Origin of the sequence: Candidatus Pantoea formicae (genome assembly GCF_011752625.1) — a bacterium.
Taxonomy (GTDB): domain Bacteria; phylum Pseudomonadota; class Gammaproteobacteria; order Enterobacterales; family Enterobacteriaceae; genus Pantoea; species Pantoea formicae.
The window spans coordinates 49,522-69,544 of record NZ_VWXD01000011.1 but is presented as its reverse complement, the minus strand read 5'-3'; the positions used below and the strand labels follow the sequence as shown (position 1 = coordinate 69,544).

General features: G+C 54.2%; 14 protein-coding genes and 3 tRNA genes. 7 read left to right on the top strand and 10 right to left on the bottom strand.

All coding sequences use genetic code 11. The annotated features are described in order from the left end of the window. Positions 1 to 28: 28 nt before the first annotated feature. Positions 29 to 784, top strand: coding sequence for a flap endonuclease Xni (gene xni, locus F3J38_RS22810; RefSeq protein ID WP_167142432.1), 756 nt, complete (start codon positions 29 to 31; stop codon positions 782 to 784). A 468-nt stretch (positions 785 to 1,252) separates the two neighbouring features. Here the strand turns inward: xni and rlmM are convergent, their stop codons facing one another. The 4 genes from rlmM to F3J38_RS22790 all read right to left on the bottom strand — a co-directional run bounded on the left by rlmM (position 1,253) and on the right by F3J38_RS22790 (position 4,271). Then, a complete protein-coding gene (gene rlmM / locus F3J38_RS22805; protein WP_167142430.1) occupies positions 1,253 to 2,353 on the bottom strand; it encodes a 23S rRNA (cytidine(2498)-2'-O)-methyltransferase RlmM in 1,101 nt (366 codons plus the stop codon). Further along, a complete protein-coding gene (locus F3J38_RS22800) occupies positions 2,346 to 2,741 on the bottom strand; it encodes a DUF423 domain-containing protein (protein ID WP_039330690.1) in 396 nt (131 codons plus the stop codon). The genes rlmM and F3J38_RS22800 overlap by 8 nt, the downstream gene beginning before the upstream one ends. A gap of 51 nt (positions 2,742 to 2,792) precedes the next feature. Next, positions 2,793 to 3,710 carry a transcriptional regulator GcvA gene (locus F3J38_RS22795; RefSeq protein WP_167142426.1) on the bottom strand — a complete coding sequence of 306 codons (918 nt, stop codon included), beginning with the start codon at positions 3,708 to 3,710 and terminating at the stop codon, positions 2,793 to 2,795. 336 nt (positions 3,711 to 4,046) lie between these two features. Continuing rightward, positions 4,047 to 4,271: a YgdI/YgdR family lipoprotein gene (locus F3J38_RS22790; RefSeq protein ID WP_084936377.1), complete on the bottom strand. Its 225-nt coding sequence runs from the start codon at positions 4,269 to 4,271 to the stop codon at positions 4,047 to 4,049. 204 nt (positions 4,272 to 4,475) lie between these two features. Here F3J38_RS22790 and csdA point away from each other — a divergent pair, with 204 nt between their 5' ends. Both csdA and csdE read left to right on the top strand, forming a co-directional pair. Next, entirely contained in the window at positions 4,476 to 5,681 is a 1,206-nt protein-coding gene (gene csdA / locus F3J38_RS22785) for a cysteine desulfurase CsdA (RefSeq protein ID WP_167142423.1), read from the top strand. A gap of 4 nt (positions 5,682 to 5,685) precedes the next feature. Continuing rightward, complete coding sequence (gene csdE / locus F3J38_RS22780) at positions 5,686 to 6,135, top strand: cysteine desulfurase sulfur acceptor subunit CsdE (protein ID WP_167142420.1); 450 nt, start codon at positions 5,686 to 5,688, stop codon at positions 6,133 to 6,135. Here csdE and tcdA read toward each other — a convergent pair. Together tcdA and mltA are read right to left on the bottom strand one after the other, a co-directional pair. Continuing rightward, positions 6,123 to 6,929: a tRNA cyclic N6-threonylcarbamoyladenosine(37) synthase TcdA gene (tcdA, locus tag F3J38_RS22775; RefSeq protein WP_167142417.1), complete on the bottom strand. Its 807-nt coding sequence runs from the start codon at positions 6,927 to 6,929 to the stop codon at positions 6,123 to 6,125. The genes csdE and tcdA overlap by 13 nt on opposite strands. Positions 6,930 to 7,072: 143 nt before the next feature. Further along, complete coding sequence (mltA, locus tag F3J38_RS22770) at positions 7,073 to 8,221, bottom strand: murein transglycosylase A (protein WP_167142414.1); 1,149 nt, start codon at positions 8,219 to 8,221, stop codon at positions 7,073 to 7,075. Positions 8,222 to 8,425: 204 nt separating this feature from the next. Between mltA and F3J38_RS22765 the strand changes: the two genes are divergently transcribed. The 3 genes from F3J38_RS22765 (at position 8,426) to F3J38_RS22755 (ending at position 8,758) form a co-directional block, all read left to right on the top strand. After that, positions 8,426 to 8,502, top strand: a tRNA-Met gene (locus tag F3J38_RS22765). A gap of 52 nt (positions 8,503 to 8,554) precedes the next feature. Further along, positions 8,555 to 8,631: transfer RNA gene (locus tag F3J38_RS22760), tRNA-Met, on the top strand. A gap of 50 nt (positions 8,632 to 8,681) precedes the next feature. Next, positions 8,682 to 8,758 (top strand) — tRNA-Met (locus F3J38_RS22755). A 77-nt stretch (positions 8,759 to 8,835) separates the two neighbouring features. On the opposite strand, the gene amiC is transcribed toward F3J38_RS22755, so the two are convergent. Beyond that, a complete protein-coding gene (gene amiC, locus F3J38_RS22750; protein WP_167142412.1) occupies positions 8,836 to 10,071 on the bottom strand; it encodes an N-acetylmuramoyl-L-alanine amidase AmiC in 1,236 nt (411 codons plus the stop codon). A gap of 232 nt (positions 10,072 to 10,303) precedes the next feature. Here amiC and argA point away from each other — a divergent pair, with 232 nt between their 5' ends. Continuing rightward, positions 10,304 to 11,632, top strand: a complete 1,329-nt coding sequence (argA, locus tag F3J38_RS22745; protein WP_167142409.1) for an amino-acid N-acetyltransferase — start codon at positions 10,304 to 10,306, stop codon at positions 11,630 to 11,632. A 44-nt stretch (positions 11,633 to 11,676) separates the two neighbouring features. On the opposite strand, the gene recD is transcribed toward argA, so the two are convergent. Genes recD through ptrA form a run of 3 tightly spaced genes read right to left on the bottom strand, consistent with a single transcriptional unit; the run spans position 11,677 to position 19,954 of the window. Then, positions 11,677 to 13,518: an exodeoxyribonuclease V subunit alpha gene (gene recD, locus F3J38_RS22740; protein ID WP_167142406.1), complete on the bottom strand. Its 1,842-nt coding sequence runs from the start codon at positions 13,516 to 13,518 to the stop codon at positions 11,677 to 11,679. Continuing rightward, complete coding sequence (recB, locus tag F3J38_RS22735; RefSeq protein WP_167142404.1) at positions 13,515 to 17,060, bottom strand: exodeoxyribonuclease V subunit beta; 3,546 nt, start codon at positions 17,058 to 17,060, stop codon at positions 13,515 to 13,517. Before recB ends, recD begins: the two co-directional genes overlap by 4 nt. Continuing rightward, positions 17,057 to 19,954 (bottom strand): pitrilysin, encoded by a 2,898-nt coding sequence (gene ptrA, locus F3J38_RS22730; RefSeq protein ID WP_167142400.1) that lies wholly within the window; start codon positions 19,952 to 19,954, stop codon positions 17,057 to 17,059. The genes recB and ptrA overlap by 4 nt, the downstream gene beginning before the upstream one ends. Between the last annotated feature and the right edge of the window lie 69 nt (positions 19,955 to 20,023).

The following is a 20,023-nucleotide window of genomic DNA, read 5'->3' as shown; positions in this document are numbered from 1 at the left end:
AGGCAGCCTACGGGCTGCCGCAATCACTATGCCGTTTCATCTTCTTATTATTGATGCGCTAAACCTGATCCGTCGTCTGCATGCGGTTCAAGGTTCGCCCTGCCGCGATGCCTGCGTTACGGCACTGCACCAGCTGTTAGGTCACACGCAGCCCACTCATGTCGTGGCAGTATTTGATAGCCATGAACGCCATCCCGGTTGGCGCCATCAGCTTTTGCCAGAGTACAAAGCCGGTCGTCCGCCGATGCCAGACGATTTGCAGTCAGAAATGCCCGCCATTCAACAAGCCTTTCAGGCCGTAGGCGTCAGCTGTTGGGTCGCCGATTTAGATGAAGCCGACGATCTCGCCGCCACGCTGGCGGTGAAGATGGCCGATGCAGGTCATCAAGCGACCATCGTTTCCACGGATAAAGGCTATTGCCAGCTGCTGGCCCCAAACATTCGCATTCGCGACTACTTTCAAAAACGCTGGTTGGATGTGCCCTTCATTGAGCAAGATTTTGGCGTCGCGCCCACACAGTTACCCGATTACTGGGGACTGTGCGGCATCAGCAGCAGCAAGATTCCTGGCGTTGCTGGCATCGGTCCCAAAAGCGCCCGCGAGTTGATGATGCAGTTCGGCACGCTGGAAGCCATCTATCAGCAGTTTGATCAGGTCCCCGAGAAGTGGCAAAAGAAACTGCGCGATCACCAAGAGATGGCAGAAATCTGCCGTCAGGTCTCAACGTTAAAACGCGATTTGGTGTTGCAGGGGAATTTGAATACGTTGCGGTATAAGGCGTAGAGACGTTTGCGGAATCACCCTGCCGCGCAAACTCGCGAATCTCTCGATATGCGATATGACAATAAATTGCGCCGCTAGCCGTATAGCCAGAGAGATCCTGCGAAATAATTTGTGCTACAGCAAGGCGGCAAGTGCGCGAGTCCCCGAGAGCATACTTTAGTATGTGACCGGGGTGAGCAAGCGCAGCCAACGCCGCTGTAGTGCAAAGTATGAAGCAGGATCGGCAAGTGCGTGAGTCCCCGAGACCATACATCAGTATGTGACCGGGGCGAGCAAGCGCAGCCAACGCACCTGTGGCGCGAAGTATGACGTAAGAGCAGGCCGAGTTAAAAAGTGCGCAGAATTTCCCTAAATAATTCGCGTCACAGGAAGGCGGCAAGCTTGAGAGTCCCCGGGAGCATACATCAGTATGTGACCGGGGCGAGCAAGCGCAGCCAACGCACCTGTGGCGCGAAGTATGACGGGAAATTAACGTTCGTCGCGACGGCCGCCTACTGCCGCCCACAGCCGGCGCACATGCACGGTAATCTCTTCACGGTCATGATAGAGCTGGCGCGCCTGAATCTGCGCATTCACGCCTTTCTCTTTCAACGCTGCATCCATCATCGCCAGGTTTTGCGTCACTTCCTCATAGCGCTTTTTCATCGGCAGCTTAAGGTTGAAAATCGCTTCACGGCACCAGCCGTTGACCAGCCACTCTGTCATCAGGCTCGCGACACGCACCGGTTTTTCCACCATGTCACACACTAACCAACTGATGTTGTTACGGTCTGGGCGATATTTGAAGCCATCTTCACGGCAGTGCGTGACTTGCCCGGTATCCATCAGGCTCGGCGCCATCGGACCGTTATCCACGGCATACACCCACATACTGCGTTTGACCAGTTGATAGGTCCAACCGCCGGGGCAAGCCCCCAGATCCACAGCATACATGCCGCTGCCCAAGCGTTCATCCCACTCATCTGCCGGAATGAAGACGTGAAAGGCTTCTTCCAGTTTCAGCGTCGAGCGGCTAGGCGCATCTGAAGGGAACTTGAGACGCGGAATCCCCATATAGAACGGGGAGTTGTTCTCTGGCAGCGAATAACCAACATAGCAGGTGCCCGGTGCGATAAAGAACACATGAACCACAGGACGCTTGGGTGATTCGTAGTTCAACAGAATCTTGCTGGCACGCAGGCTGGCACGCAGTGGCACGGTCAACTTGCGACAAAACTTGGTCAGTTCCTTCGCTTCATTGGTATCCGGCACTTCAACACGAAGATCACCGCCTTTCTCCACCACACCCGTCAGCATGCCGACAATCGGTGTAATGCGATCTTCGGGTGGCAGATCGCGCAGTAATTCACCCACCACTAACATTTGTCGAGCAAAGATCAGCTCAGCAAACGGCAGCGTTTTCATTAACCTTTCGGCATCTTCATGCTGGTAGCATTCAAACAGCACGTAGCCGGAATCATCTTTCACACGGGGGAAGCCGTAAATCTCGCGTTCTGCGGCTTTAGCACTGATCTCTGCCGCACACTCTTTCTCAAATCCCGGGCGGCAATAGAGTAAAACTTTATTCATGGCGATCTGCCTTTCGTTTCAGACGCAGCGCGCCAATCAACATCAAGAACCATCCAATCAGGAAGCACAAGCCTCCCACTGGCGTGACAAAAACCCAAAACTTCATATGCGACAGTGCTAAGCAATAAAGACTGCCGCTGAAAAGAACGGTGCCCAGAGCCAGTAAGGCGCTGCTCCAATAGAACCAGATATTGGCGCGGCGCAGCATCGCAGCCCCTAATCCAATCACGGCCAGCGTATGGTAGGCCTGATACTCCAATCCGGTATGGATCCACGCCATTTCGGCGGGGCCGAGCGACTTGCTCAGCACATGTGCTCCAAAAGCACCAAATGCCACCAGCAGAAATCCGCTGATGGCCGCAAACACAAACATGGCACGACTGGACATTCAATAATCCTCAAAGATGAAACCGCACATCACTGTGCAGCAATCAACGCATTAGTGATCGTAGCGAAAGCGGAATTTTTCTTGTTCATTTGCTGCTTTTTCCAGGATCCACTGACGAAAGGCGGCTATTTTACCCAGTTCTGCCTGACTGTCATGACAAACCAGATAAAAAGCGTTTTTACTGACTAAGACGTCATTGAAGGGGCAGACCAGGCGACCCGCTTCAATTTCACTCTGCGCCATCACATTGTTCGCCAACGCCACCCCCTGACCGTGAATCGCGGCCTGTAAAACCATGGCGCTGTGACTAAAAATCGGCCCCTGTTGCACATTAATGTGCTGCAAGCCTAGCTGGCGAATGTAGGATTGCCAGTCACGACGCGAAGCATCATGCAGCAGCGTAACGTTTGCCAAATCCGCGGTTGTTTTGAGCGGATGCTCACCGGTCAGCAACATTGGCGAACAGACCGGCAAAAGATATTCGGCATACAGTTTTTCAACACGGAGTCCCGGCCAGTTGCCTCGACCATAGAAAATGGCCACATCCACATCGTCGGCTAATTTCTCTTCGTCACGGTCCACAGCCTGGATACGAACATCAATGCCCGGATAAGCCATATTAAAGCTGGAAAGGCGTGGCACCAGCCATTGAATAGCGAAGCTAGGCAACAGGCTGACGGTCAATGCCCCCTTCGCGCTACGCGCCTGAAGTTTACGCGTCGCATCGTTAATAGCAGAGAAGATCTCCTTGATGTCCAGATAGTAGCTTTGACCTTCTTCTGTCAGTAAAAGCGAACGATTCCTCCGGCGAAATAGCTTTAGACCGAGGAAATCTTCCAGAGATTTAATCTGATGGCTGACAGCAGCCTGGGTAACAAACAGCTCTTCTGCGGCTTTTGTGAAGCTCAAATGGCGGGCAGCAGCATCAAAGACACGTAAAGCATTGAGCGGAGGAAGGCGTTTTGACATGGTTTTCCGTCTGCGGATTCACAAGGTAATAGTCCAACTTATACAAAGTCGCTACGTATTAGTTATTTTAATCCGAGACATTATAATTTGTCCGTTGAGGAAGCTCCAGCAAATACCTATAGTTGCCGCACTTCCTGAGCCGGAACGAAAAGATTTCTAGAAACGTGCGAGAGATCGCAGACATTTGGAGAGCTTTTGGCTTGTGGTCGTGATGTTGTGTTTGCAATTTTGATCTGACATTTGCAGATCAAGCTTTTAATTCCTGTAGATTTACCCTGTCTGTCCAAGTGATTTTATGTAGCACCGCAAATTGCGGTGCTTTTTTTTGTCTGCTGTTTACTGACCCATCTCTGCCATCTCTTTGACATCTGAGCGGTTAATCTGCTGCTTGTTGCCATTGGCATCTTTATAGCTGATCATACCGGTTTCATCGTCAACTTTTGGTTTGCCGCTCGCAACAATGGTGCGACCATCATTGGTATGCATAACGTAATTGCTCGAACAGGCAGCCAGGGTAAAGGCCATGGTGCACACGGCCAGCACTGCGGTAAGTTTTTTCATCTTCTATCTCCTTGCAGATTGATTGCATTAAACCACCCGCGCGCTGACCAGAGGCAGCAAAAGTGAAATCGACTACAAATCGTCGATTCGTTATGCGGGTTTCGGTTCAAACCTTGCAATAATTAGCATAACGCGCTTTTCCAGCTTTGCCAGGCAACTGACAGGCTTTCAGCCTGGTCCTAAATTCAAAACAGTGGGTTGAGCATGACCATTTTTTCCCCAACCGCCTTCCGCGAACAGTTTCCCGCACTCAGTGATGCAGGGGTTTACCTCGACAGCGCCGCTACCGCGCTGAAGCCGCAAGCGGTGATAGAGGCAACGGCACAGTTCTATTCGTTAAGCGCTGGCACGGTGCATCGCAGCCAGTTCAAAGCCGCTCGTCTACTGACAGAGAAATACGAGCAGGCACGCGGCCAGGTTGCCCGTTGGATTCATGCCGCTGACGATCGTCAGATTATCTGGACGCGGGGCACCACTGAAGCCATCAACCTGGTGGCCAATAGCTGGCTGATGCCGCGCTTGCAGCCAGGCGATGAGATTGTGGTGAGCGAAGCGGAGCATCATGCCAATCTGGTGCCGTGGTTAATGGCAGCACAGGCCAAAGGTGCGAAAGTGGTGAAATGGCCAATTGGTGCCGATCGCCTGCCGGATATCAATCTGCTACCCCCGTTACTCAACGCGCGTACCCGGTTGCTGGCGATCGGTCAGATGTCGAATGTGACCGGCGGCTGCCCAGACCTGGCCCAGGCGATTGCACTGGCACATGCGGCTGGTGCCAAAGTGATGGTGGATGGCGCGCAAGGTGTGGTGCATGCCCCACCCGATGTGCAAGCGCTGGATATCGATTTTTATGCGTTCTCTGCCCATAAACTCTATGGGCCAATGGGCATCGGTGCGCTCTACGGCAAAGCCGAGCTACTGGAAGAAATGGATGCCTGGCAAGGCGGCGGCAAAATGTTAACCCAGGTCGATTTCAATGGGTTCACTCAGCAGCCCGTGCCGTGGCGCTTTGAAGCAGGCACGCCCAACGTAGCGGGTGTGGTTGGCTTAAGCGCTGCGCTGGAGTGGCTGTCGCAGCATCACGCTGAAAAAGCAGAGATGTGGAGCCAGCAGCTCGCCAGCCTGGCCGAAGAACAGTTGAGTGAGATCCCCGGTTTTCGCAGTTTTCGCTGCGGTCAGGCCAGCCTGCTCGCCTTTGATATCCAAGGGATCCATCACAGCGATATCGTGACGCTACTGGCGGAACAAGGCATTGCACTTCGCGCCGGACAACACTGCGCACAGCCCTTAATGGCAGCGCTCGGCGTTAGCGGCACATTGCGCGTGTCGTTTGCACCCTATAATAATTTGCACGACGTGGATGCGCTGGTGCGCGCCATGCTTCATGCCGTCGATTTACTGAGCGAATAACCTAATGACCACCTTAATTGGCCCACATCCGTTTGGCGATGTCATCACCGAAGCCAGCCTGAAAGAGAAATTTGCCCATTTTCATCAATGGGAAGATCGCTATCGCCAGCTGATTCAGCTCAGTCGCCAATTGCCTGCGCTGTCAGAGACATTGAAAACAGCAGAGATTGAACTCAGCGGCTGTGAGAATCGGGTATGGTTGAGTAGCCAAACGCTGCCAAACGGCACCCTGCATTTTTACGGCGACAGCGAAGGCCGTATCGTGCGCGGTCTGTTAGCCGTGTTATTGACAGCGGTGGAAGGAAAAACGCCAGCGGATCTGTTAGCACAAGATCCGCTGGCGTTGTTTGACACTTTAGGTTTGCGAGCGCAGCTTAGCGCCTCACGGAGCAGCGGTTTAAAAGCGTTAGCGGACGCTATTCTCCATGTCGCGCGCGCGCATCAGGCAGGCTGACGCGCCGCACGGGCAAGGAATTTCTTCAACGCGTGTGAAACCGCAATAAAGCCGAACGTAGCGGTCACCATGGTGGCCGCGCCAAATCCCGCCGCGCAATCCATACGTTTTGGCCCCTCTGCGGTGCTCTTCGAGGTGCAAACGCTGCCATCCAACTGCGGATAGACCAGCGCTTCTGTCGAAAACACGCAATCGATCCCCAATTTTCCCTTGCTGTTCTTCACGATTTTAAAGTCGCTTTTTAAGCGTTCTCGCAGTTTTGCCGCTAACGGATCCTGGATCGTTTTTGCCAGATCGCTGACCTGAATTTGCGTAGGATCGATTTGTCCGCCCGCACCGCCGGTGGTAATCAGAGGGATTTTATTACGACGACACCAGGCTATCAGTGCAGCCTTGGGGCGCACGCTATCAATCGCATCAATCACATAGTCAAATCCCGCGGAGAGCAACTCGGCGGTGTTATCCGGCGAGATGAAATCATCAATGCAGATCACCTCGCATTCTGGGTTAATTGCCCGGATGCGCTCTGCCATCACTTCCGTTTTAGCCTGCCCCACTTTGCCCTGCAGTGCATGTATCTGGCGATTGGTGTTGGTGATACAAACATCGTCCATATCAATCAGCGTAATTTTGCCAATCCCGGTGCGTGCCAGCGCCTCAGCGGACCACGATCCCACGCCGCCAATGCCAATCACACAAAAATGGGCGTTGGCAAAGCGCTGAAGTGCGTCTTCCCCATACAAACGCCCGGTGCCGCCAAAACGTTGCCGCCAGGCGTCGCTGACTTCTTTCATATCTAACCTTTTAATGCGGTGCGCAGAAATGCGCACGCTTTAGAATGCATGAGGTGTAGCGGCATGATGGCTCGCGTCGCTACACACAACAATCTTGTGCTGGGGAAAATCCAAATGCAGCCTGATTTTATGCGGCTACGATATCAATTTGCCCCGATAATCAGTGAACCATTATTGCCATTTTGCGGATTACTGAACAGCGGTTGCCCAGCACCCGGTGCCGCTTTCAACACCCAGACGCGGCCATAATGGTTATAGAATCCGGCCAGGTGCGCCGCATCCGGCCCTACGCCCTGATAGATGTCGAAGTGCTGACCTTTGATCGCGCCACCGACATCCAATGCCACCATCAGACGCATTTCATATTTGCCGTTGAATTTGCCCTTCTCGTTCAACTGCGGCACTTCAGCGAGCAACGCCGTACCGGCTGGGATTAATGAACGATCCGATGCCACCGAGGCTTTGGCAATCAGTGGCACCGCACTGGCACCGCGCACTGGCACGTAATCTTCGGGTTTAAAGAACACAAAGGATTGGTTGGTTTCCAGCACATCACGCACCTGCTCCGGCGAATGCTCCTGCGCCCACTGGCGGATCGCCTGCATCGACATATCTTCGCGCTTCACTTCACCCCGGTCGATCAGCTCTTTGCCGACGCTATGATAAGCCCAGCCATTCTTGCCACCGTAACCAAAGAAACGCAGTGGACGACCGTCACCGAAATCGACGTAACCGCTGCCCTGCACATCCATCATAAAGTTATCAATCAGCGAGTTGCTCCAGGCAATCACGTAACGATCATCGAGTCCGCCATTATATATAGAAGCACGGCTCGGCAGTTTCTGACCACGCGGGCGCGGCGGCATGCGATAAATCGGATACTGGAATTCACCCTGGCGGGTATAGCGTGCTTCCACCACAGGTGTGTAGTAGCCAGTAAACTGCACGTTGCCGTAGTTATCGGTCCCTTCCATTTGGTAAGCATTCAGACCGAACTGGCTCAACTGACGGGTATCGGCACCGGAAAGCAGCCAGTTCTGAATCGCACTGTAGGTGCTGGTATTACGGCTGTATAAGCCGCTGGAGGCAGTTTGAATCTGCTGTATTTGAACACCAAAATCTCTGCCGTTCACCGGACGCCCTTTGGCATTCGGTTCATTGACCAGCCCGAGCGGTTGCTCCAGCTTGCCATCAATATATTGCTGACCACGGTCGGTCGGCTTGGAACTACAACCTGCTAACAGCGCGAGAAACGCGCCAGTCAGTGCATACTTCGCCCAATGTCCTTTCATCACTTTCTCTTTTTCTCGGTTGTTTGCACCGCGACGATAGCAAAGGGGCAGAGAGAATGAAATCCGCCGCAGAGCACCGCGCTCACATCTGTACAATTAATCGCCCAATGGCACTAATATTCATCAACTGGCTGTAAATTTAAGGCTTTAACACAAAAAGAGGTTGCATCGGCGCGCGTCGAGAGTATAGTGCGCATCCACGGACGCGGGGTGGAGCAGCCTGGTAGCTCGTCGGGCTCATAACCCGAAGGTCGTCGGTTCGAATCCGGCCCCCGCAACCAATTCTTCTTAAATGAAGAGACAATTTGAAAGTCGTGTAACGCGTCAGACGGACGCGGGGTGGAGCAGCCTGGTAGCTCGTCGGGCTCATAACCCGAAGGTCGTCGGTTCGAATCCGGCCCCCGCAACCAATTGTCTAAAGAAGAATACAATGTGAAAAGTCGCTAACGCGGCAGACGGACGCGGGGTGGAGCAGCCTGGTAGCTCGTCGGGCTCATAACCCGAAGGTCGTCGGTTCGAATCCGGCCCCCGCAACCAATTACAAATAAGCACCTTAACGGGTGTTTTTTTGTTTTTGGCTTCCGCTAAAAAGCGGCACTGTGGCCGCCCACTTCTCAGCGATGCGCCAGCACCGCCCCCTTATCGAAATACGCCTTGATCCCATGCAGAATCGCCTCAGCCACCTGATGCTGATAACGCGGTGTGCGTAACTTGCGTTCCTCCTCCACATTACTGATAAACGCGGTTTCTACCAAAATCGACGGAATATCCGGCGCCTTCAGCACCGCAAAGCCGGCCTGATCCACGGTGCGTTTATGCAGATGGTTGATGTGTCCCATGCGTGATAACACCTCTCTGCCGAATTTCAGGCTGTCACTGATGGTCTGACGCTGCACCATGTCGAACATGGTGTGATCGAGATAGCGGTCACCGCTCATGCTGACGCCGCCAATCAAGTCAGACTCGTTCTGGGTTTGTGCCAGGAAACGTGCGGCCGCAGACGTCGCGCCACTGGTCGACAGGGCAAATACCGATGAACCGCGAGCAGCGCGACTGGTAAAGGCATCAGCGTGAATCGACACGAACAGATCGGCACGCTGCTTGCGCGCCTTAGCCACACGCACGCGCAGTGGGATGAACACATCCTCGTTTCGCGTCATGTAGGCCTTCATGTTGCGCTCTTTATCGATCAACGCTTTCAAATAGCGGCCGATCTTCAGCACGATATCTTTTTCCCGCGTTTTGTATTTACCGTGCGCACCGGGATCTTCACCGCCATGACCAGGATCGATCATGATGATAATCGGACGATCGCGCCCTGCCTTGCCCGGTAACGGTGCCTGCGCAGGTTGGTCGCGTTCCAGTTCGCCTTGGTTGTAATCGTTCAGTAACGCCAGTAGCGGATCCTCTTCCAGCGACGGCTGGCTTGGATAGAGATCGACCACTAAGCGATGTTTGATGCCTGCAACCGGTGCCAGCGTGAAGATCTTCGGCGCGACATGGCGCTTGAGTTCCAGCACAACACGCACCGTGTTGGCATCAAACTGACCGACGCGCGCATTTTTGATATAGGGATCGTCAACGCGCACTTGCTTATCCACCCCTCTCAGGACCGGATTGATATGCAGGTTATCGATGTCGATCACCAGGCGATCGGGGTTGCTCAAGGTGAACTGTTTATACTTGAGGGGAACATTCGACTCTAGCGTCACACGGGAGTAGGTCGATGAAGGCCAGATGCGCACCGCCACAATATGCTGGCTGGCTGCAACCCCGGAACGTGTGACGCTTAGCAGGAATAGCGCGCCTGCGCCCTGTAATAATCGTCGTCGTGTAAAAGCTTCGGACATGCCGCTCCAACTGCTGTGTAGTGTCTAAAATATCGTCAATCGACGAGAGGAAGGCGAAAACTTTGCTTAGCAAGCTGTGTCATGTTTTGCCAGAAAAACCAGATAATGCAGGCTGTTAGCGAGGGTTGCATCAGGAAAATCGTAAAGTAACGTCAGGTCCGGCGCTTGCAATGGCAGGCAAAAGAGCATAAAAATACAGAAATTACGAATAAACATTCACAGAGGGTTTGCCGTGAAGGAACGTAGTACTGAATTGGTTCAGGGTTTTCGCCACACCGTTCCCTATATAAATGCCCATCGTGACAAGACCTTTGTCATTATGCTGGGTGGTGAGGCCATCGAGCATGAGAACTTTTCCAGTATCGTTAACGACATTGGCTTGTTGCATAGCCTCGGCATTCGCCTGGTGGTTGTCTATGGTGCCCGCCCACAAATTGATGCCAGCATGGCACAGCAACAGCTGGAACCGATTTACCATAAACATACTCGTGTTACCGATGCGCAATCACTGGAGCTGGTGAAGCAGGCGGCTGGTCGCTTGCAGCTGGATATCACCGCACGCCTGTCGATGAGCCTGAACAACACGCCGCTGCAAGGTGCGCACATCAACGTTGTCAGCGGTAACTTTATTATCGCCCAACCGCTGGGTGTCGATGATGGTGTGGATTACTGCCACAGTGGTCGTATTCGCCGTATTGATGAAGAGGCGATTCACCGTCAGCTGGATAATGATGCCATTGTACTGCTCGGTCCGGTTGCCGTCTCAGTGACAGGCGAAAGCTTCAACCTGACGTCGGAAGAAGTCGCCACGCAGCTGGCGATTAAGCTGAAAGCTGAAAAGATGATTGGCTTCTGCTCCGAGCAGGGCGTGACCAACCGCGAAGGCACCATTATCTCCGAGCTGTTCCCTAATGAAGCACAAGCGCGTATTGATGAAATGGAAAGTGACGGGGATTTCCTGTCCGGCACCGTGCGTTTTCTGCGTGGCGCAGTCAAAGCCTGCCGCAGCGGTGTGCGTCGTAGCCACCTAATCAGTTATCAGGAAGATGGCGCATTGATTCAAGAGCTGTTCTCGCGTGATGGTATCGGTACGCAGATTGTGATGGAGTCCGCTGAGCAGATTCGTCGCGCCACCATCAACGATATTGGTGGTATTCTCGAATTGATTCGCCCGCTGGAACAGCAAGGGATTCTGGTGCGCCGTTCACGCGAGCAGCTGGAAATGGAAATCGACAAATTTACCATTATTCAGCGCGACAGCCTGACCATCGCCTGTGCCGCGCTCTATCCCTTCCCGGATGAGCAGATTGGCGAAATGGCCTGCGTGGCAGTGCATCCTGATTATCGCAGCTCTTCACGCGGTGAGCTGTTGCTGGAGCGCGTGGCGCTGCAAGCCCGCCAGATGGGGTTGAAGAAGTTGTTCGTACTGACCACCCGCAGTATTCACTGGTTCCAGGAACGCGGCTTTACGCCGGTTGATATTGAATCACTGCCGGAGAGTAAGAAGCAGATGTATAACTATCAGCGCCGTTCGAAAGTGCTGATGGCGGATTTACGCTAGAGCAAGGGAAGCGGCGCGATAGTTCGCGCCCCTTCCAAAACACGTTATTTTTCCCCGCCCAAGCGATCCAGTAATCCACTACGGCGCTGAGTGCGAAGCTGCACTGCGCGACGAAAAACGCCTTCATCGCTGTATAAGGTAAGCTGCTTACGGGCACGGGTAATCGCGGTATAGATCAACTCACGCGTCAATACAGGTAAGAACTGCGCAGGCAGCACCAGCGCGGTATGCTCAAACTCCGACCCCTGTGATTTGTGTACCGTCATCGCCCAAGCCGTATCGTGCGCCGGTAAGCGACTCGGCTGCACCGCTTTAATGCTGCCATCCGGCAGCGGAAAGAACACTTTCAGCAGCCCTTCCTCGTCCAGCAGCGTGATGCCAATATCGCCGTTAAACAGCCCTAGTGCGCTATCATTGCGCGTCACCATCACCGGACGGCCCTGATACCAACGACTTCCACCTTGCGGCCGACGAATCAACTGCAGCTGCATCAGCTTCTGTTCAATTCTCTGATTCAACCCCTGCACACCAAAAGGTCCTTCGCGTAAGGCGCACAGCAACTGATAGCGACCAAATGCGGCGATGATTTCATCGGGTTCGGCGTGCTGGCTCACCAAGCGGAGAAACGGGCAATACCCCTCAGCAATATCAGCCAGCATAGTCTGATAGGCTTCACCGTCGTTGAGCGGCTGGCGAGCAATGTCGGTAAATCCCGCCATGAAAGCGGCTTCCACCGCTTGAGGATCACCCGCGTTCACCGCCGCCGCCAGCTTACCAATGCCCGAATTGGCATCGAAGCGATAGCTTTTGCGCAGCAGGCAGATGGCGTCGCGCACTGCTGGCGCGCTGTTGTCGTCATTGCCGACAACGTCACATCCGGTTAAAGCACTGAGTTGGGCTGCACGCGCCGGGCTGTAACCTGACTCCGCACAGCGACAAATATCACCCAGCACCGCTCCTGCCTCCACGGAGGCCAGTTGATCGCGGTCACCCAAGAAAATCACCCGTGCCTGTGGCGGTAATGCAGCGATCAGATTGGCCATCATCCCCAAGTCGACCATCGAGGCTTCATCGACCACCAGCACATCAAGATGCAGCAGATTACCGGCGTGATAGCGTAAGCGTTGCGTTTCAGGCTGAGCGCCTAGCAGACGGTGCAGCGTGGTGGCTTCGGCTGGGAAACGTAGCCGTTCAGTCTCGCTCACGGGCAGCGCCTGTAGCGCCTTGCCCAGTGATTCCGTCAAGCGCGCGGCCGCTTTCCCGGTAGGTGCTGCGAGCTGAATACGCAGTGCTCCTTCACTCAGACGAATCAGTGCCGCCAGCAGTTTTGCTACGGTAGTGGTTTTACCGGTGCCGGGACCGCCGGATATCACCGCCGTTTTTTGCGTTAGCGCCACCGCTGCAGCGATTTTTTGCCAGTCATCAGGCTGGGTGCCAAATAACGCATCCAGCACTTCACGTACCTTTTCAGCCTGGAATTGCTGCGGTGCCGACTGTTCGAGGAAGAAGTTTGCCACCTGCCCCTCGTTATGCCAGAAACGATGCAAATAAAGGCGGTGTTCGCTTAGTACAATCGGCGCAGCCTGTTCGCGACTGCTGAGTGCAGACCAGTTAGCGAAAACGGTCTGCCACGCCTCAGGCTCTCCAGCCGTTTGCCAAATCGCCTGAGCCAACTCGGGATGGCGTCCCTTAAACAATTGATTCTGGTTTAACTGAGACAGGGGCAAGCAAACGTGCCCTTCTCCCACCTCCGCACTGAGGCAAGCGGCAGCCAATAGCCTGGCGGGTTGGCTATCATCCGCCAGCAGTTGTGCGAACTGCACGTCCAAGGGGCGCAATAATCGTAAGTCAACCGCCTGGGTTAACAGCGCTGTCATGCTGCTCATGCTATGACTCCCTGGCCGCGAAACAGGCGATCCAGTTGTGTAACAAAATCGAGGCTTGGCCGGGTATGAAACACCCCATTGTCCGGTGAAGTCCCATCCATACCGCGCAGGAACAGGTAAAACACGCCGCCAAAGTGCTGCTCGTAGTCATAATCCGCCAGACGATGATTAAGATACCGATGTAACGCCAGCGTATAGAGTTGGTACTGCAAATCGTAACGGTGGTCGATCATCGCCTGTTTCATCGCCGCTGGCGTATAGGCGTCATGGCTGTCGCCCAGCCAGTTGGATTTGTAATCCAGCAGGTAATATTTACCCTGCCAGCGGAAAACCAGATCGATAAATCCTTTCAGCATCCCCTGTACCTGGCGGAATTCGAGTGGTGGAGCAGCCGCAGAGAGTGGATCCTGGCGTATCAAACTATCGAGCGCATTCGCCGTCAGTAGCCCTCCAATCGGCAGATAAAAGCCCATCTCAACCAAACGCTCACTGGCCTGCACGCTACCCAGTTGAATGCCCTGCGCGTTAAGCGGGGTGTTCACCACTCGCGCGATCCAATCACTCAGCATCGGCTGCCAGTACAGTGGGTAGCCATTCTGAAGCAGATGTTGTTCCAACTTTTCAGCGACGGGCGGCTGCGGGAAGTCGAGTGATTCAAACAGTTCGTGCAAAAAGGTTCCGGGTGCTGCACCGCGCGGGAAATGATGCGGCGTCAGAGCACTGTCCGTTTCCTCTTCCTGATGATCTTCACCTGCGGCTTCAATATCAAAGTTCGGCATGACATCCAGCAGTCGTTGGCTTCCGTGTTGCTGTAAGCCGGAATAACTGGTCACGCGCCAGGGTTCAATCAGCGTACGCGAGACTGATCGCGCGGCGAGCGCCCCCTCACTGGCGACAGGTTCTTGCCAAGGTAAGGCGGGCTGTTCCTCTACCCGCAACACTTCGGTGCCCACCACCTGCATGTCATTCAGCAGAACTTCCAACTGCTCGGCCGTGGCCGCTTCACCACGCTGTAACAGGAAACCCAGCGCACTTTTGTGAAAATCGCTTTCTCCCTCTTTCTTACGCGTGCCGCGAAACAGCGGCGCGATGCCTACGCTACAGTGATAAACCGAACGCGTCAGCGCCACATACAGCAGACGTAAATCCTCCGCTAGCCGCTCTTGCTCCGCCAGCGCCAGGCTCGCGTCGTCGGCTTGCAGATCCAGCACCGCAGAGAAGGTTTCACGATCGTGATAAAGCGCAGTATCGGCTTCCCGAAAACCCGCCGCAAACGGCAACCATACCAGCGGATATTGCAGCCCTTTGGATTTATGGATGGTGACGATCTGCACCAGATGGCGATCGCTCTCCAGACGCAGTTGCTGACTGGAGGACTGGCTGTCTGGATTGGCAATCTGTTGGGCAAGATAACGCACCAGCGCGTGCGGGCTATCCAGTTGTGCGGAAGCCTCCTGCAACAATTCGCCCAAGTGCAACAGATCGGTCAGACGCCGTTCGCCGTTTTCTGACGCCAGCAGATTTTCAGCCAACTGACGTTCCTGCATCAGCTGGCGCAGCATCGGTAACACCCCACGCTGCTGCCACAGTAACTGCCAACGGGCAAAGGTATCGACCAGCTCATCCCAGCCGCGCGCATCCTGGTCCAGCGCGTCCAGCTGGGCGGCATCAAAAGCAAACAGTGATGTGGCCAGCGCCGTGCGCAGCATGCGCTCTTGTTCAGGTGCCAGCACCGCTTGTAGCAGCCACAACAGTTCGTGCGCTTCCGGCGTGGTGTAAACACTGTCTCGGTTTGAAAGATAGACCGACGGAATGCCAAGCTGATTGAGCGATTCGCGAATCAGGTTGGCCTCATTACGACTTCGCACCAGCACCGTAATATCTGATGCTTCCACAGGGCGCTGCGCTGAGGCGGTGCCCAACAGCGCCCGCTGCTGCTGTCCTGCCTGTAACCAATGGCTGATATCAGCGGCACACTGTTGTGCCATCGCTTGTTGGTACTCCCCGACGCTGCAGCCCGCGCCCGGTTGCAACCAAAAGCGCAGTGCAGCTTGTTCCTGCTGATCAATACTGAGTGACAGTTTTTGATTCGGCGGTGCGAATTGCACGGACTGAAACGGGATGGCCTCAAACAGGAAGGGCGACTCAAGGCGTGAAAACAGTTGATTGACACTCTCGACCATGGCCGGTGACGAACGCCAGTTGGTGTCCAGCGTGTAGTGCGCCTGAACTTCATTACGCGCACGGATATAGGTAAAAATGTCCGCACCACGAAACGCATAAATAGCCTGCTTAGGGTCGCCAATCAGCAACAGGGCATGTTCGGGCTGATTGATGTAGAGCGTGCGGAAAATACGATATTGCAGCGGATCGGTATCCTGAAACTCATCAATTAACGCCACCGGAAAGCGCTGACGAATCGCTTGCGCGAGCTGTTCTCCACCGGGCTGCTGTAGCGCGTCATCTAAACGACTGAGCAGGTCATCAAAACCGAGCAGCGCCTGCTGACGCTTCTCTTTCCGCACCGCAGCACGAACTTCGACTAACGCACGCGCAATCACCAAGTCGCGCAGTGAAATCGGCTGGGCGAGGAAGGTATCAATAGCGGCAAACAGCGCATGCTGTGGGGGACTGCCCTTCTTGGTTTTTTCATCAAGCATCTGCTGACCAAAACGCGCCAGTTCAGGTGGCACCTGATAATCACCGGTTTCACTCTGCGCCCATAAACTCACCTTGCACACCCAGACCGGCAAGTTTTTGCTGCTGTAGCTGCGTTTATCCACATCGGACTGGCCAACTAACGACAGCACTTCTTCGCCGACTGCAAGCCACTGAGCTTTCATCGCGTCAATACGCGTCAGATTGTCATGGTGGCGAGTGCTCAGTGTTTCTGCATCACCAGGCGGCAGCCGTAAGTTGGGTGCCTCCCCCTGCAACCAAGGGCGTAATGTCGCCAGCAACTGTTCCGGGCCACTCCATTCACTGACAATCACGCGAGCGATATCCAGCGAAAGCGGATAGCAATGGCGACGCCAGAAATCGGCGGTGGCCTGCCGTAACAGTTGTTGTTCATCTTCAATCAACTGCTGCTCAAACAACATGCCCGACTCAAACGCATTCAGATTAAGCATGCGCTGGCAGAAGCCGTGGATAGTAAAGATTGCTGCTTCATCCATCTGACGCTCAGCCGCCAGCAGCAGCGACGCCGCCTCAGCGGGTTGCGGCATCTCGCTCAATAACTGCATCAACATCGGGTTGCGGCTTACACCCCGAATGCAGGCCAGGCGTAGCTCATGGATGTTGGCGCGGATGCGCCCACGCAGCTCCGCCGTGGCGGCCTCCGTAAAGGTCACCACCAGAATCTCTTCGACCGATAGCGGACGCGAGTAAGCATGTTTACCACCCAACCCCAGCAACAACCGCAGGTAGAGCAACCCAATGGTGAACGTTTTACCGGTTCCGGCAGAAGCCTCAATCAAACGCTCGCCCCGTAACGGTAGCGTCAGCGGATTGAGCGATTCAGGCGGTTGAAGCTGACTCATTGCGCATCACTCTTAACAGGCAACGATTGCTGCAGTTTCTCAACCTGATCCCAGATTGTGAAGCCAGGTAATGGCGCGTAATCATCTTTAGTTGCGCCGTCATGACTGCCACCAATCTGTGAAATCATAGCCATACCTTGCTGTTCCAACACCGCCTTGTGGAAGAAGTCAGCTAAGCCTATCGGCGTCAGTTTTTGGATCTGCTCAACCGCTTTCTCACGGGTATCAAAGGCAAAGTTCTGACGATTGAAGTCACGATTATAGCGGTTTGCTTCTTCATCCAGCGTTTGTGGGCGCTGTTTCAAATCGTTGATCAACGCTTGCTGGTACTGGGCAAAATCTTCCGGCTTCATGTCACGCAGCCGTTTTTCGGCCTGCGGGTAGAATGCCTCGAAGCGTTGCATCAGGTAGGCCGGCTGCTTACTGTTACTTTGCAGCAAGAAGCCGATGCCCCACTGACGACCAATCGGCATTTGGTACGAGAATACGGCATAACCGAGCTGTTCCTGGGTACGCAACTGGTTGTAGAACCAAGGCTGAACAATCTGGCTTAGCATGGTGCTATTGGCCATGCTTTGGTACTCGTCATAACCGAGTGGGACGTAGAGCGCAGCCAGCGCGGAATCGGTGCTGCTGCCAGCCGTTTGCAAGTTGGCCTTCATGGCTTTATCAATCACGACGTAGTCACTGTGCCAGTAACTATGGCCATCACTGTGTAACTGCTGCTGGAGATCGGCACCCAACTGTTTCACACGATCGGCAGACAGGTTACCCACCACCATCATTTCCGGCGTGGCCTGGCGAATCAATGCATCGCGATAGTCAGTGACATCTTTTAGCGTCAGATCTTTGACCAGCTTACGGCGCGTTTCGCGTTGGGTGTAAGGCAGTTGCGACAACATCTGCATGGGCTGGATCGCTTGTTCAAAGGCTTTGCCTTTCTCTGCGGCTTCCAGACGCTCCAGATACCATGATTTGGCTTGCTCTAACTGCTGTGCATCCGGCTGGAAGCTGGCATAGCCTTCAACCAGTTTTTGCAGCAACTCGGGCAGACGTTGAGTAAAGCCGCTGGCATTGAATACAATGCCGTCATCTTCGCCCGTCGAGAAGCTAATCCCCCCTACCGACGCCTGTGAATTCAGTTCATCCAGCGCCACGCTGGAGAGATAGTCATTCAGGCCAAACAGGACCTGTTGCCGAGCATCACTTATGGCGGCTTTATTGCGTAATGCCAGAGTGATCGCCGCTTTAGGTTCACTGGCGTAGTACTGGCTCGGCATCCAATAGATACGCATGCTGTCGCCGTTGGTGAGCGGCACCGGATGAGAATAAGTTTTGCCGTCAGTCGGGATTAGAGCAAAGTCCGACGGGATATACGGATTGAGCGTTGGCATCGACAGTTGGATCTGCGCACCGCGCTGCTGCCAGTCACTGAGCTGATCAGGGGTGATTTTATCGACCTGATAAGGCGCGTTAACAAAATAGGCTTCTTTGTTGTGGGGCTCATTCGGGCTGATGTACCAGATGCGGGCATTTTGCGGCGTCATCTCATCAAGACGCGACTTAATAGCTGCAGGGTCGAAGTTATCAGCCAGATAGGGAGCATCCAGCGTGTGATCCACCGGTACCCGCAGCATGGTGTCCACCAGCCATTCGATGTAATCCATATCACGGGTGATGGAAGGATAACGGAAATCTAACGCCAGCACGTGCGAGACTTCGTCGAAATATCCCTTATCGATGCCCTTAGTACGCAGCATATCCAGATAGCTGAACACGGCGGCAACCACTTCATCACGCTGCGCCAGCCCTTTATCCGTCAGTGAGATTGAAATCGCAAACACACCGGTATTGCGTTCGGTCATGGGGTCTGCCCCGGCATTGACGCCATCGGCCAGCCCCTGCTTTTGCAGCCAATCGTTCAGGGTATTTTTACTGCGGTTGCCAAGTATATAGCTGATCAAGGTATCGGTTTTGCTGCGAAATTGATCGCTATTGTTGGCAATGCGGAATTCAATTTTCAGTTGTTTACGCGGCTGCGCGGGAACGTAATGAATGATGATGCCTTTCTGCGCATCAGTGACAACCGGCACTTCAATTTTCGGGACAATAGCCTGATGATTGGTGACTCGACCAAAGGTTTTCGCTGCGATGTCAGCCATTTCCGGCAGCGATTTGTTGCTATAAATCACCGCTTTCATCAGGTTGGCGGAATAGTGGCTACGATAAAACTCGGTCAGTGCCTGATGCAAATTACTGTCAGGTTTATCACGCAACGTCTCGAGGTTACCCCCTGAGTAACGCGATCCTGGATGCGCCGGATTCAGGGTTTCTGCGCCAACCTGAGACATACGCAAACCATCGCGTGAACGTGCCATGGTCAGTTCAGCATTCACCGCATGGCGTTCGCGGTCGGCATTGACCGGGTCGAGCAAAGGTTCTGCAATGGCATCTGCCAGGCGATCTACCGCCGGTTGCAGCGCATCATTCTCTACTTCCAGATAAAAGGCGGTGCGATAGGACGCGGTACTGGCGTTGTGGCTACCACCGTGCTTTTTCAGAAACTCGGCCAGATTATCCGGCTGGGGGTAAAGTTTCGAACCCATCAGTACCATGTGTTCGGTGTAATGTGCCAAGCCAAGTTGCTGGTTTGGATCGTCAAGCGAACCAATAGGCAAGGTGATCGCCGCCAGTGATTTCGGTGCTGCTGCATCAGAAACCAGCAGCACGGTCATGCCGTTGGTGAGCGTAACAGCTTGGTAGCTGCGTGGATCGTGATCGCTTTTACGAATGGTTTCATTGATGGGCTGCCAGCCGCGATCGGTATCGGCAAAGGCACTCAGCGCCAGCATACTCAGCAGCAGCGCTCCAATCCAGCGTGCGTAAATCCGCATTTAAACCCCTTACGTTACCCTTTACCGCTGGCTGTGTGCCCAGCGGAGAAATAAACAAACTTTTTTATG